Source organism: Leifsonia sp. Y862, assembly GCF_057669585.1.
This window is the reverse complement of record NZ_JBYHFR010000001.1, coordinates 1,359,826-1,372,925: the sequence shown is the minus strand read 5'-3', so window position 1 is coordinate 1,372,925 and position 13,100 is coordinate 1,359,826. Positions and strand designations below refer to the sequence as shown.

Annotated in this window: 11 protein-coding genes and 2 tRNA genes; 11 read left to right on the top strand and 2 right to left on the bottom strand. The window is 63.4% G+C overall.

The features are described 5' to 3' along the window. Positions 1–5 precede the first annotated feature (5 nt). From cydD to AC25Z0_RS06420, 4 genes are all read left to right on the top strand, one after another. Positions 6–1,691, top strand: coding sequence for a thiol reductant ABC exporter subunit CydD (gene cydD, locus AC25Z0_RS06435; RefSeq protein ID WP_488132646.1), 1,686 nt, complete (start codon positions 6–8; stop codon positions 1,689–1,691). Next, entirely contained in the window at positions 1,678–3,378 is a 1,701-nt protein-coding gene (gene cydC / locus AC25Z0_RS06430; RefSeq protein ID WP_488132645.1) for a thiol reductant ABC exporter subunit CydC, read from the top strand. The genes cydD and cydC overlap by 14 nt, the downstream gene beginning before the upstream one ends. Before the next feature lie 167 nt (positions 3,379–3,545). After that, complete coding sequence (locus AC25Z0_RS06425) at positions 3,546–5,003, top strand: sensor histidine kinase (RefSeq protein WP_488132644.1); 1,458 nt, start codon at positions 3,546–3,548, stop codon at positions 5,001–5,003. A gap of 4 nt (positions 5,004–5,007) precedes the next feature. Continuing rightward, on the top strand, positions 5,008–5,676 hold the full coding sequence (locus tag AC25Z0_RS06420) for a response regulator (RefSeq protein WP_488132643.1): 669 nt from the start codon (positions 5,008–5,010) through the stop codon (positions 5,674–5,676). 13 nt (positions 5,677–5,689) lie between these two features. Here the strand turns inward: AC25Z0_RS06420 and AC25Z0_RS06415 are convergent, their stop codons facing one another. Next, a complete protein-coding gene (locus AC25Z0_RS06415) occupies positions 5,690–6,385 on the bottom strand; it encodes a hypothetical protein (protein ID WP_488119352.1) in 696 nt (231 codons plus the stop codon). Between the two features lie 98 nt (positions 6,386–6,483). Further along, a tRNA-Gly gene (locus tag AC25Z0_RS06410) sits at positions 6,484–6,554 on the bottom strand. A 299-nt stretch (positions 6,555–6,853) separates the two neighbouring features. Between AC25Z0_RS06410 and AC25Z0_RS06405 the strand changes: the two genes are divergently transcribed. The 7 genes from AC25Z0_RS06405 to AC25Z0_RS06375 all read left to right on the top strand — a co-directional run bounded on the left by AC25Z0_RS06405 (position 6,854) and on the right by AC25Z0_RS06375 (position 13,092). Beyond that, positions 6,854–6,930: transfer RNA gene (locus AC25Z0_RS06405), tRNA-Pro, on the top strand. A 39-nt stretch (positions 6,931–6,969) separates the two neighbouring features. Then, positions 6,970–8,361, top strand: a complete 1,392-nt coding sequence (gene tig / locus AC25Z0_RS06400; RefSeq protein WP_488132642.1) for a trigger factor — start codon at positions 6,970–6,972, stop codon at positions 8,359–8,361. 133 nt (positions 8,362–8,494) lie between these two features. Next, positions 8,495–9,115, top strand: coding sequence for an ATP-dependent Clp protease proteolytic subunit (locus AC25Z0_RS06395; protein WP_488119533.1), 621 nt, complete (start codon positions 8,495–8,497; stop codon positions 9,113–9,115). A gap of 18 nt (positions 9,116–9,133) precedes the next feature. Further along, entirely contained in the window at positions 9,134–9,805 is a 672-nt protein-coding gene (locus tag AC25Z0_RS06390; RefSeq protein WP_488119350.1) for an ATP-dependent Clp protease proteolytic subunit, read from the top strand. 13 nt (positions 9,806–9,818) lie between these two features. Continuing rightward, on the top strand, positions 9,819–10,556 hold the full coding sequence (locus AC25Z0_RS06385; protein WP_488132641.1) for an AAA family ATPase: 738 nt from the start codon (positions 9,819–9,821) through the stop codon (positions 10,554–10,556). A gap of 79 nt (positions 10,557–10,635) precedes the next feature. Continuing rightward, positions 10,636–11,913 carry an ATP-dependent Clp protease ATP-binding subunit ClpX gene (gene clpX, locus AC25Z0_RS06380; protein WP_488119348.1) on the top strand — a complete coding sequence of 426 codons (1,278 nt, stop codon included), beginning with the start codon at positions 10,636–10,638 and terminating at the stop codon, positions 11,911–11,913. 3 nt (positions 11,914–11,916) lie between these two features. After that, a complete protein-coding gene (locus AC25Z0_RS06375) occupies positions 11,917–13,092 on the top strand; it encodes a benzoate/H(+) symporter BenE family transporter (RefSeq protein ID WP_488119532.1) in 1,176 nt (391 codons plus the stop codon). Positions 13,093–13,100 lie beyond the last annotated feature (8 nt).

The window sequence follows — 13,100 nt, the reverse complement described above, 5'->3', positions numbered from 1 at the left end:
ACGGTATGAAACCCCTCGATCCACGTCTTCTCCGCTACGCCAGGGCCTCCCGATCATTCCTCCTCCTCGGAGGAATGATCGGGCTCGCCCAGACCGTCGTCATCGTGTTGTTCGCCTGGCTGCTCAGCCAGGCGATCGCACGGGCGATCGACGGGGCGCCGTTCGAGGAGGTTGCGCCGCTCATCGGTCTGCTGGCCGGCGTGATCGTGGCGAGGGCTGTCCTGGTCTGGCTGCAGGAACTGGTGGCGACTCGGGGCGCAGCCCAGGTGAAGAGCCAGCTGCGCCGCAGCGTCATGACGGCCATTGCCAAGCGCGGTCCTGACTGGTTGGCAGGCGGCCAAGCGGCAAGAATCACCACCGTCACGACCACCGGCCTCGATGCGCTCGACAACTATTTCGCCCGGTACATCCCGCAGCTGATCCTCACGGCGATCGCGACCCCCATCCTTGTGCTGACGGTGTTGCTGTCCGACGTATTCAGCGGTGTCGCGATGATCATCGTGCTGCCACTGATCCCTGTCTTCATGGTCCTGATCGGCTGGGCGACGCGCTCGGTTCAGCAACAGCAGTGGGAGACGATGCAGCGGCTCAGCTCTGGGTTCCTCGATCTGCTCGGAGGCCTCGGCACACTGAAGATCTATCGGCGGGAGAAGCGCCAGTTCGGGCGGCTGCGCTCCATCACCGACGACTACCGCGTGCACACCATGAAGGTACTGCGCGTGACATTCCTCAGTGGCTTCGTGCTTGAGCTGGCCGCGAGCCTGTCGGTGGCGATCGTTGCCGTGTCGATCGGGCTCCGGTTGCTTGACGGCGGCATGCTGCTGGCGACAGGGCTGTTCGTGCTGCTGCTGGCCCCAGAGGTCTTCCTGCCGGTTCGAAACGTCGGCGCCCAGTTCCACGCGGCTGCCGATGGTATCGCTGCAGCCGACGATGTCTTCGCCATCCTCGACGAGGAGGCCACGGCGGCCACATCGAACACGGTGGCAACCGCAGCCGTCGGCACGACAGCTGCAGTGCGGGCCGGTGATCTGCGGCTCCGCGGAGTCAGCCTCACCCGTGGTGATTCTGTCATCGTCCACGATCTCGATGCCGATTTCCGCCAGGGGCAGGTGAGTGTGATCGCCGGCCAGAGCGGTGTGGGTAAGTCAACGCTGGTTGCGGCGCTGCTCGGCTTCATTCCGTTCGCGGGAACGATCACTGTTGGCTCGGCATCCGTCACCGCCGCCTCGCCGCGCGACTGGCTGGCTTGGTCCGGCCAGCGGCCAGGACTTCTTGCCGGCACCATCGCCGACAATGTCTGCCTGGGCACCGTCGGCCACAGCATCGTCGGTCACAGCACTGTCGAAGCGGATGCCGCGCTCGTGCGCGAGTCGCTGCGGCTAGCCGGCGCGGGCGACCTGAATCCGGACACGCTGCTGGGCGTCAATGGCGCCGGCCTCTCCGGTGGTCAGGCGCAGCGCGTCGCCGTTGCCAGGGCGATCTATCGGACGATCGCCCTCGACTGCAGCGTGCTGGTGTGCGACGAGCCGAGTTCTGCCCTTGACACAGACGCAGAGGCCGCGCTCATCAACGGATTCCGCCAGCTTGCGGCGCAGGGAAGGATCGTTATTGTGGTGAGCCATCGCCCAGCCGTTCTGGATGCAGCCGATCAGGTGTTGCAGATGGGGGAGAGCGTTCATGTCGGCTCCTGACGTCACGTCGATTCTGCGACTGGCCCAGCCAACGGCGCGTCGTTTCGTGCCGGGCCTGGCTGCCGGTGTGCTGAGTGCAGCATCCGCCGTTGCGCTGTTGGCTGCGTCAGCCTGGTTGATCACCCGGGCTGCTGAACAACCTCCACTTCTCTACCTGTCGTTGGCTGTCGTCGGAGTGCGGGCGTTCGCGCTCGGCCGCGCCGCGTTCCGGTATCTGGAGCGTGTGCTCAGCCACGATGCCGCGTTCCGCCAGTTGGCCGAGCTGCGCCTCGGGATCTTCGGTCGCCTGTTGCCGCTGGCACCGGCTGGCCTGTCTGCCACGAAACGCGGCGACCTCATGAGTCGCCTTGTCGCGGACGTCGACGACCTGCAGGATCTGCCGCTTCGCGTGGTGCAGCCGCTGGCCACCGCCGGAATCATCGCGGTGCTGAGTGTCGTTGGCGTGTGGCTTGTGCTGCCCGCTGCGGGAATCACGCTGCTCATCTGCCTGGTGCTTGCCGCCGTCGTTGGCACGGTGAGCGCCGGCGTCCTGGCGGCCAGGGCTGAACGCAGCATTGCGCCACTTCGCGGCTCGCTGGCCAATGAGGTGCTCGAAGTCGTGGAGAACCTCGATGTTCTCACCGCGTTTGGTGCGCTCGACCAGCGCCTGCGCGTGCTGGAGAGCGTTGATGATGCGCTGCGGCGTGCGAGCCTCAGGCGATCCGTCGGTGTCGGCGTGCAAGCCGCGGTGGTGTCGCTGCTGGCCGGAGCCGCAAGCATTGCTGCTCTGGCAGCCGGCGTGCCACTGCTCGGAGCCGACGGCGGGGTGAACGGGCCAGCCCTGGTTGTTATCGTGCTGGTGCCCATGGCGGTATTTGAGGTCTTCGCCGTGGTGCCGGTTGCCGTCAGCGCCTGGCGCACTGTGCGCTCGAGTGCGCGGCGAGTGGCGACAGCTGTTCCCGCAACAGTGCCAGCTGAGATTCCTGTAGAAGGCGACGCTGATGATGCCATCGCCGCCCGCCACCTGTCCAGCGACGGCGTGGTGCTCGAACTGACCAACGTCGGTGCGAGCTGGCCTGGGGCATCCCATCCCGCATTGGCGGGCGCAACGCTGCGGCTTGAACCGGGCGACCGAGTGCATCTCTCCGGCGAGAGCGGTGCGGGAAAGACGACGCTCGCGCACGTGCTGGTGCGATTCCTTAAGTACACCGGCTCGTACACGCTGAACGGCACTGAGGCGCGCACGCTCCCGCAGGATGAGGTGCGCAGCGTCGTCGGACTCTGTGAACAGCGTCCGTGGCTCTTTGACGACACGATCAGGCAGAACCTGCTCTTCGCACGCGAGGATGCAACGGATGCCGACCTGCGTGACGTTCTTGACCGTGTCGGCCTCGCATCCTGGGTGGCGGCGCGCGGCGGACTCGACGCTCGCGTCGGGGAACGCGGCGCGCTGGTATCCGGCGGCCAGGCACAGCGCATCGCGCTTGCCCGTGCGCTGCTCGCAGAATTCCCGATCCTCGTCGTCGATGAGCCGACGGCCAACGTCGACACCGGCCAGGGCGATGCCCTGGTTCGCGACATCCTCACGGCTGCTGCATCCGCTGGGCGCGCAGTACTGCTGATCTCGCACACGCCGGTTCCAACTGAGCTGCTGACGTCGACGCTGGTGCTTGCGGCGCCGCTGCACGGCAGCGAGGCGCGCGTCTGACGCTCGGGTCTGGATTCGGGGCTGAGTTCGGGCCTGGGTTCTGGTCTGGGCCCGTCTGAGATGGCCTGCGGGGGATTACCCCCGCAGCATTCGGGTTGCGCACCCGATATCGTGGGCACCGTGATCCCGCGAAGCTGGGTAGAGGCCACAATTGCGGGAGGACCCCCATGACCACATCACAGAGCGCATCGCCGATGAACACACCAACGAGCGCCACGACAACGCTGCAGACCCCCACGTCGGCGCCAGGGCCCACGGCGGCCAGACGCACCGGTTACGGAGCGCTCTGGCGCATGCTGCCTCGTGAGCTCGGATTCCTGCTGTTCACGTTGCCTGTGGTGGTGGTTGGCTTCACCGTGCTCGTCACCCTGTTCAGCACTGGCGTCGGCCTCATCCCGGTGTTCGTCGGCCTGTTCCTCATGGTGGGCACGCTGTACGTGGCCAGGGGGTTCGGCGCTTTCGAACTGTTGAGATTGCGCTGGGCAGGCCAGGCGCCCATCGAAGCGCCATATTGGAACCCGCGCGGCGAACCCACCACCGCGATGCGCGCGATCCTCGGGCCGCTCGTCAACGGCCACTATTGGCTGTACCTCCTGCACGGCATGGTGGTGAACTTCGTGGTCGGACTCGTGAGCTGGACCATCACCATCGTCTGGGTGGCAGGCGGACTCGGGGGAGTCACCTTCTGGTTCTGGGCTCGGTTCTCCGACAGGTCCGATCAGACGGAGCTCCACCGACTCATTCTTGACTGGCTGGCTCCAGGCACAACGTTCGCCATGGATTCGCTCCTCGTTGAAAGCCTCTTCCAGTTGGGGCTCGGCATTCTCTTCCTGCTCACGCTTCCGCTGGTCTCCCGCCTGCTGGTCGTCGTGCACCAGCTCATCGCACGGGGAATGCTCAGTGCATGGCCATCCGAAGCGCTGCAGCGTGAGGTTGCCGACCTCTCCGCATCGAGAGGGGCGGCCGTTGCCGCCGAGAACCAGTCGCTCCGCCGGTTGGAACGTGACATTCACGACGGCCCCCAGCAGCGACTCGTGCGGCTCCAAATGGATCTGGCCAGCGCCGAACGCAAGCTGGCCACCGACCCAGCGGCGGCCATGGTCTTGATCGACGAGGCCCGCACGCAGGCCAGCGAAACCCTGGAAGAGCTTCGTGCCCTCTCGCGGGGCCTTGTGCCTCCCATCCTGCAGGATCGCGGTCTCATCGCCGGCCTTGAATCCCTCGCGGCCCGCAGCACCATCCCCGTGCAGCTTGAGCTGCACCTGGATCCGAACCTCGACCTTCCGTCCGAAATTGAACGCAGCGCCTACTTCATCACCTCCGAATTCCTCACCAACGCAGCCAAGCACTCGCAGGCGACCCTGGTGCGCCTGCACGCCGCGATTCGCCGTGCACCAGAGGGAACGGCCTGGCTCGACATCTGGGTGATCGACAACGGTGCAGGCGGTGTCTCAGTGACGCCTGAACACGGGTTGGCCGGCCTCGACGAACGCCTGCACGGGTTGCGCGGCATTCTCAGCATCGACAGCACCCCGGCAGGAACAACGATGGGAGCCCACATCCCGCTGCCCGAAACGACGATCCCTGCAGCCGCGCCTGTCGAGAGTGCCAGCCCCGTATCCTGAGGGGATGACTGACGCCTCACCTGCCGCCCTACCCCTGCGACTCGTGCTCGCCGAAGACTCCGTCTTGCTCCGCGAAGGACTGATTCGGCTCTTCGACGAAGCGGGGTTCATCACGGTGGCCGCGTATGGCGATGCGGACTCGCTGCTGGCAGAGGTCGAAACGCTGAGGCCGGATCTCGCGGTTCTCGACGTACGGATGCCGCCAACGTTCAGGGATGAAGGCATCCGTGCTGCCCTTGAATTGCGGAAGCGCCTTCCGAGGATCGGCGTCCTGCTGCTCAGCCAGTACGTCGAGGGTACCTACGCTCACGAGCTGCTGTCGGCGGGGGAGGGTGGCCTCGGTTACCTGCTGAAGGATCGGGTGGCGTCCCTCGAGGAACTGAAGGATGCCGTTTCTCGCGTGAGCGCAGGAGGCACGGTTCTCGACCCCCAGGTGGTGAAGGAACTGCTCGCGAGGCGCACCGATCCGCTGCAGGCGTTGACTCCCCGCGAGCGGGATGTGCTCGGCCTGATGGCGGAGGGGCGCACCAATGCGGGGATCTCAGAGGCACTCGTGATTGGTGTTGGAGCCGTCGAGAAGAACGTGACGTCAATTTTCCAGAAGCTTGCCCTCGAAGACTCGGGTACAGATCACCGGCGGGTGCTCGCCGTGCTGGCGTTCCTGCAGCGCTAGCGTTTCTGCAGCGCTAGGCAGCGCTGCTGGGGAACTGGGGCGTGTATGTCTTCCAGAACCTGAAGTACGTACTCGTTGCGTGCCAGAGCGACAGGGCGAAGAACACGAGCCCGGCAGCGAGCCCGACAACTGCGGCCACGAGCTGGCTCGCGGTCCAGAGCGAGAGCAAGACTGCAGCCAGCAGGCCGAACAGCGTTGAATTCACGGCGATGATGAAGACGAGACTGCTCCCCAGCACCTGGCTGGCGCCGCGCTTGGTGAGCGAGTAGTAGGTCTGGCGGGAGCCGGCGAAGTCGTCGAAGCGCGACGTCATGAAAAAGCGTTCGATACCCGGATCAAGTTCTTCGTACGCTGCTCGCAGGCGATTCATGGCCAGCACGTATTGCAGGTCTTCCATGTTCACGTTCTTCACCCGCAGCTGGGTCAGGATGCCAACAACCAGCACGATCGCAAGCACCGCGATCGCAAAGCCAGGGAAAACGCCACTGAACTTCGTCGCCTGTCCCATCAACGCGAGGCTGACCAATCCAGCGGATGTCAGGGTCAGGAAAATACTGATTCTGGTGAGTACTTCGCTCTGAGTGGTGCTGCGCGAGGCCAGCAGGCTCCAGTGCTCTGTCGCAAGCAGCTGCGCGCGGAGCGCCGGGGATCTCTCTGGGTCGGGAGTTCCCAGCGAATTCTCAGGTGAAATTTCGGGATCACTCGCCATGACTGCAGTGTGCTCCGTCGTCGCCGTGGAGGGGCAGGACGGGGAAACAAAGACGGGAAACAAAAAAGACCGGCCAGATGGCCGGTCTTTATTTCCTGAGGGGCTGACGAGAATCGAACTCGCATCATCTGTTTGGAAGACAGAGGCTTTACCACTAAGCTACAGCCCCGAATACGGCGGTTTTACGCCGAAATTCAATATTTAGTTGTTGACCGATCCCTTAAAGCGTAGGGGATCGTGAAGACCTCGCCACCACTTTGGCCGGTTGAGGATCTACCATTGAGCTACATCCCCGAGCACCCGTTTGCTGGGCACTCGAATATCGTAGTACACGTTTGACAGGTTGCTGTGCCACCTGAGGGTGGACATATGTGGTCCGATCCTGTGCAGTAGACTGACCGAGGTCATTCCGTGAGTCAGGTGAAAACTTGGCCGCAGCGGAAAGGTCAACCGGGTTGAATTAATGCCCGGGGCGTAGCTCAGCTTGGTAGAGCGCTCGGTTTGGGACCGAGAGGTCGCAGGTTCGAATCCTGTCGCCCCGACCATATATTCCAGAACATCGTTCAACAACAGGAGATCCCTACGTGAAGTCCACGATCGAAAAGCTGAGCCCGACACGCGCCAAGCTCACCATCACGGTGACGGCCGATGAACTCAAGCCGAGCATCACCCACGCTTACGGCCACATCGCCGAGCAGATGAACATCCCTGGTTTCCGCAAGGGCAAGGTTCCGCCGGCACTCGTCGACCAGCGCGTTGGCAAGATGGCTGTTCTCGAGCACGCTGTCAACGAGGGCCTCGACGGTTTCTACCGCGCAGCCGTCGAAGAGAACAAGCTTCGCCCCCTGGGCCGCCCAGCCGCAGACATCGTCGAATGGCCGAGCGACAAGGACTTCTCCGGAGAACTGTTGCTCTCCATCGAGGTTGACGTTCGTCCAGAGATCGAGCTCCCCACCTACGACGGCCTGAAGCTGACCGTCGACGCCGTTGAGGTTTCTGACGAAGAGATCGCTGAAGAGCTCGACAAGCTCCGCAGCCGCTTCGGCACCCTCGTCACGGTCGACCGCCCCGCAACCACGGGTGACTTCGTTCAGATCGATCTCGTTGCCGCCATCAAGGGCGTCGAGGTCGACACCGCCAGCGGCATCTCGTACGAGGTTGGCTCCGGCGACCTCATCGCAGGCATCGACGAGGCACTCGAGTCGCTCACCGCTGGTGAGACCACCACCTTCAACTCCGACCTGCTCGGTGGAGACCACGAGGGTGAGACCGCTGAGATCACCGTCACCGTCACCGCTGTCAAGGAGCGCGAGCTTCCTGCCCTCGACGACGACTTCGCACAGATCGCCAGCGAATTCGACACCGTCGACGAACTGAAGGCCAGCCTCAAGACCCAGGTCGAGCGCTCCAAGGTCTTCGGCCAGGGCAGCCAGGCCCGCGAACTGCTCCTCGAGCAGCTTCTCGAAGCCGTTGAGGTTCCGATCCCCGCTGCAATCATCGAAGACGAAGTTCACCGTCACCTCGAGGGCGAGAACCGCCTCGAAGACGCTGAGCACCGCGCAGAGGTGACTGAGGCCAGCGAGAAGACCTTCCGTCAGCAGATTCTGCTCGACACCATTGCTGAGGCAGAGAAGGTCCAGGTCAGCCAGGACGAGCTCACCCAGTACCTGATCCAGGGCGCAAGCCAGTACGGCATGGAGCCGAGCGAATTCGTTCAGGCTCTCTCCGCCAACGGCCAGATTCCGTCGATGGTTGCCGAAGTTGCTCGCAACAAGGCACTCGCGATTGCCCTCGGCAAGGCTGAGGTCGTTGACAGCAACGGCGACAAGGTTGACCTCGCTGAGTTCACCGCCGTCGTTCCCAACAACGACGCTGCTGACGTTGACGTAGAAGCTGACGCTGACGTAGAAGCCGACGCTGAGGTTGACGCCGAAGCAGAAGCCAAGCCGAAGAAGAAGGCTGCTGCCAAGAAGTAGTTTTACCGTGTAAACCAAAGGGCCGGATGTCGCTGACATCCGGCCCTTTTGTCGTGTTTGCACGCCCCGCAATCTGCCGAGGGCGAACACGCCCGTTCTGGCGCGTTACCTCCGATAGATTCAAAACCAAGCGATAACTGAAACGGAGCACGACATGGCCGACCAGACACCTACACCCGGTGTTTTTGACCGACTGCTGAAGGACCGCATCATCTGGCTCGGCTCAGAGGTCCGTGACGACAACGCCAACGAGATCTGTGCCAAGATCCTGCTGCTTGCCGCAGAGGATTCTGAGCGGGATATCTTCCTGTACGTCAACTCACCAGGTGGCTCGATCACAGCAGGCATGGCAATTTACGACACGATGAAGTTCGTGCCGAACGACATCGTCACCGTGGGCATTGGCCTCGCGGCATCGATGGGCCAGTTCCTGCTGTCCTCTGGCACGAAGGGCAAGCGGTACATCACGCCGAACGCCCGCGTGCTGCTTCACCAGCCGTCAGGCGGATTTGGTGGCACGGCAGCAGACATCCAGACTCAGGCCAAGGTCATCCTTGACATGAAGAAGCGGATGGCTGAGCTCACGGCAGAACAGACCGGCAAGTCGGTCGAGCAGATCCTCATCGACAACGACCGCGACAACTGGTTCACTGCCCAGGAGGCACTCGAATACGGTTTCGTTGACCACCTGCGCGAATTCGCGTCGGAAGTGGTTGGCGGCGGCGGCACCGACGACTCAGTGAACAAGAAGTAGAACGGGCAGTACACAGACATGGAATTCACGAATTTTGGTCACCAGGCCGGGGGACGAGCTCCGCAGGCGCAGGAGGCTCGCTACATCCTCCCCACGTTCGAAGAGCGCACGGCATATGGCTACAAGCGCCAGGACCCGTACGCCAAGCTGTTCGAGGACCGCATCATCTTCCTCGGCGTGCAGATCGATGACGCATCCGCTGACGACGTCATGGCTCAGCTTCTCGTGCTCGAGAGCCAGGACCCCGACCGCGACATCGTGATGTACATCAACTCACCCGGTGGCTCGTTCACCGCGATGACAGCGATCTACGACACGATGCAGTACATCCGCCCGCACATCCAGACGGTGTGCCTCGGCCAGGCGGCATCCGCTGCTGCCGTGATCCTTGCCGGTGGAACGCCTGGGAAGCGTCTCGCACTGCCGAACGCCCGCATCCTCATCCACCAGCCGTCGGCTGGCGGCCAGGGTGGCGGACAGGCGTCTGACATCGAGATCCAGGCTGCTGAAATCCAGCGGATGCGCACGTGGCTGGAAGAGACAATTTCCTTCCACTCCAACCGCACTGCTGAGCAGGTTCACAAGGACATCGACCGCGACAAGATCCTCGGTGCTACAGAGGCTCTCGAGTACGGCCTGATCGACCAGATCCTGACGTCTCGCAAGGGCGTTCCGACGCTGGTCAAGTAAGTACGCACGTCTCGTGAGCGCGGCGGATGAATGGCTGACTGACAGCCGTTTCATCCGCCGCGTTTCTGTGTCTGCGAGTACCGCGATTGATCACGATGTGTGGCCGGCGACGATACCTGCGGTAGCCAGCCTCATCGCTGACGGTTTCGAACTGGGCCCAGGCGTCACATTCCTGGTTGGTGAGAACGGCAGCGGCAAGTCAACGATCGTCGAAGCCATCGCAACGACCAGCGGGCTCCCTGCAGAGGGCGGCTCCGTGAATGGAGGCACGTCGAGCAGGCCGAGCGAATCGCCGCTGGCCGACTGGCTCGATGTGGAACGCGGCCCGCAACGTGGTTCGGGCTGGGGCTTCTTCCTGCGTGCGGAGACAATGCACGGCTATTTCAGCTATCTGGAATCGCTGGGCGGCGACGTCGACCTGCACGAGTTCAGCCACGGAGAGTCATTCCTCGAACTGCTGGATCGCAAGGCGACGAAGCGGGGCTTCTATGTGCTCGATGAGCCGGAGGCCGCACTGTCGTTCACGTCAACGCTCAGCTGTCTCCGCACACTGTCGACTCTCGCTGACGACGGCTCACAAATCCTCTGCGCGACGCACTCACCCGTGCTCGCATCGCTGCCTGGCGCCCGCATCCTGGAGCTCGGCGATTGGGGAATTCGGGAGTCGGCGTGGGAAGATCTCCAGATCGTGGGGGAGTGGCGCGCGTTTCTTGATGCGCCAGAACGATACCTGAGACACCTCCTCGATTGAGGTTCGCCTGTCGTGCGCGATGTTGTCCGTCGCACCGGCTAGGCTCAAATACAGCGACACCGATGGAGGAGGCTGACAGATGGCCCGAATAGGCGAAAGTGCCGACCTGTTGAAGTGCTCCTTCTGCGGGAAGAGCCAAAAGCAGGTACAGCAGCTCATTGCGGGTCCTGGCGTGTACATTTGCGACGAATGCGTCGAGTTGTGCAACGAGATCATTGAGGAGCGGCTGGCAGAAGCCGGCGACGAAGAGGGCTCGAGCGAGTTTGACTTGCCCAAGCCCAAAGAGATCTTCGGCTTCCTTGAGGAATACGTTATTGGCCAGGAGGCCGCCAAGCGCGCCCTCGCCGTCGCTGTCTACAACCACTACAAGCGAGTCCGTGCGCGCACCACACTGACCGCTGCAGAAGCGATGCACGACGACGTCGAAATCGCCAAGTCCAACATCCTGCTCATCGGCCCGACCGGCTGTGGCAAGACCTATCTCGCGCAGACCCTGGCCAAACGCCTCAACGTGCCATTCGCAGTGGCGGATGCCACCGCCCTCACAGAGGCCGGCTACGTCGGTGAAGACGTCGAGAACATTCTCCTCAAGCTCATCCAGGCCGCAGACTACGACGTCAAGCGCGCTGAGACCGGCATCATCTACATCGACGAGATCGACAAGATCGCTCGTAAAGCCGAGAACCCGTCGATCACCCGCGATGTATCCGGTGAAGGTGTGCAGCAGGCACTGTTGAAGATCCTGGAGGGGACCGTCGCTTCTGTCCCGCCGCAGGGCGGACGCAAGCACCCGCACCAGGAATTCATCCAGATCGACACGACGAACGTGCTCTTCATCGTTGCCGGTGCATTCGCTGGGCTCGAAGAAATCATTTCGTCTCGCGCAGGCAAGAAGGGCATCGGCTTCGGCGCCCCCCTGCACAGCAAGGGCGACGACGTGAACCTCTTCAGCGAGGTTTTGCCGGAAGACCTCCACAAGTTCGGCTTGATCCCAGAGTTCATCGGTCGGCTCCCGATCGTGACCACCGTGACCCAGCTCGACCAGGTTGCACTCATGCAGATTCTGACGGTGCCGAAGAACGCGCTCGTTCGCCAGTACCAGCGGATGTTCGAGCTCGACGGTGTAGCGCTCGACTTCGAGCAGCCAGCGCTGGAAGCCATCGCAGACCTCGCCGTGCTTCGGAAGACCGGGGCACGAGGACTTCGCGCCATCATGGAAGAAGTGCTCGGTCCGATCATGTTCGAGGTGCCATCCAGCAGTGAGGTCGCCAGGGTCGTCGTGACACGGGAAGCCGTGCTCGACAACGCAGCACCGACGATCGTGCTGCACGATCGTCGCGAAGAGAAGTCCGCATAACCCATCATTCAACCCATCTCTGCGGGGATCGTTGCCGCACTCACCGGGTTCGCCAGTTCATTCGTGCTGGTCATTGCCGGCCTTCACGCTGTGGGGGCCAGTGACGCGCAAGCGGCATCCGGTCTGCTGACGCTCTGCGTGCTCGTCGGGATCGTGTGTATCGCACTTCCGCTGGCGTTTCGGATGCCCCTCTCGTTTGCCTGGTCGACGCCGGGAGCCGCCCTTCTCGTCGCAGCGAGCGGCAGCACCGACAATTTCGGGGCGGCCGTCGGCGCATTCATGGTCTGCGGGGTGCTCATTGTGCTGAGCGGGCTGTGGCCGGCGCTCGGTCGTGCCATCACGAGCATTCCCAAGCCGATTGCCAGCGCGATGCTGGCCGGCATCCTGTTTCCCATCTGCCTGGCGCCTGTCACGGCAGCCGTTGAACAGCCGCTGCTGGCCATCCCAGTCATCGTCGTCTGGCTGGCGCTGTTCCGGCTTGCGCCACGCTGGGCTGTCCCTGCGGCGATGCTGGTGGCCTTCATCGGCATCGGGCTGACCGCCGGAACCGAATGGCTGGGCGCGAGCACGGTGCAGCCAGCGTTCGTCTTCACCCCGCCCGTGTTCGACCCGCTGGTGATCGTCAGCCTCGGGCTGCCGCTGTTCATCGTGACGATGGCCGGCCAAAACGTTCCGGGATTCGTGGTGATGTCGACCTTCGGCTACGAGGCTCCGCCGCGCGCCGTGCTGGTGAGCTCTGGCCTCGCGACGGCAGCCGGCTCGGTCTTCGGCGCCCACAGCATCAACCTGGCTGCCATCACGGCAGCGTTGATGGCGAGCCCCGAGGCGCACCCGGAGAAGGACAAGCGCTGGATCGCCACTGTCTCGTCTGGTGCCGTCTACCTGGTGCTTGGTCTGGGAGCCGGCTTTGCCGCAGCGCTGGTCGCAGCCTCGCCGCCCATCCTCATCACCGCCGTTGCCGGTCTTGCCCTGCTTGGCGCACTCGTCACCAGCGTCACGGGCGCCCTTGACGACCCGAAGCACCGCATCAGCGCCATCGCCACGTTCCTGGTGACCGCATCAGGGGTGTCTGTCGTCGGTATCGGTTCGGCATTCTGGGGTCTTGTCGTCGGCGGAGTGGTCATGCTCTGGCTCGGCTGGACGCGGCGTGATCGCACAGGGGCATTGACCGCCGAATAGGGTAAGGC

Bases quoted from the DNA above. Each gene is read 5' to 3' on its own strand.
- cydD (WP_488132646.1), top strand. From the start codon at position 6: ATGAAACCCCTCGATCCACGTCTTCTCCGCTACGCCAGGGCCTCCCGA.
- cydC (WP_488132645.1), top strand. From the start codon at position 1,678: ATGTCGGCTCCTGACGTCACGTCGATTCTGCGACTGGCCCAGCCAACG.
- AC25Z0_RS06425 (WP_488132644.1), top strand. From the start codon at position 3,546: ATGACCACATCACAGAGCGCATCGCCGATGAACACACCAACGAGCGCC.
- AC25Z0_RS06420 (WP_488132643.1), top strand. From the start codon at position 5,008: ATGACTGACGCCTCACCTGCCGCCCTACCCCTGCGACTCGTGCTCGCC.
- AC25Z0_RS06415 (WP_488119352.1), bottom strand. From the start codon at position 6,385: ATGGCGAGTGATCCCGAAATTTCACCTGAGAATTCGCTGGGAACTCCC.
- AC25Z0_RS06390 (WP_488119350.1), top strand. From the start codon at position 9,134: ATGGAATTCACGAATTTTGGTCACCAGGCCGGGGGACGAGCTCCGCAG.
- clpX (WP_488119348.1), top strand. From the start codon at position 10,636: ATGGCCCGAATAGGCGAAAGTGCCGACCTGTTGAAGTGCTCCTTCTGC.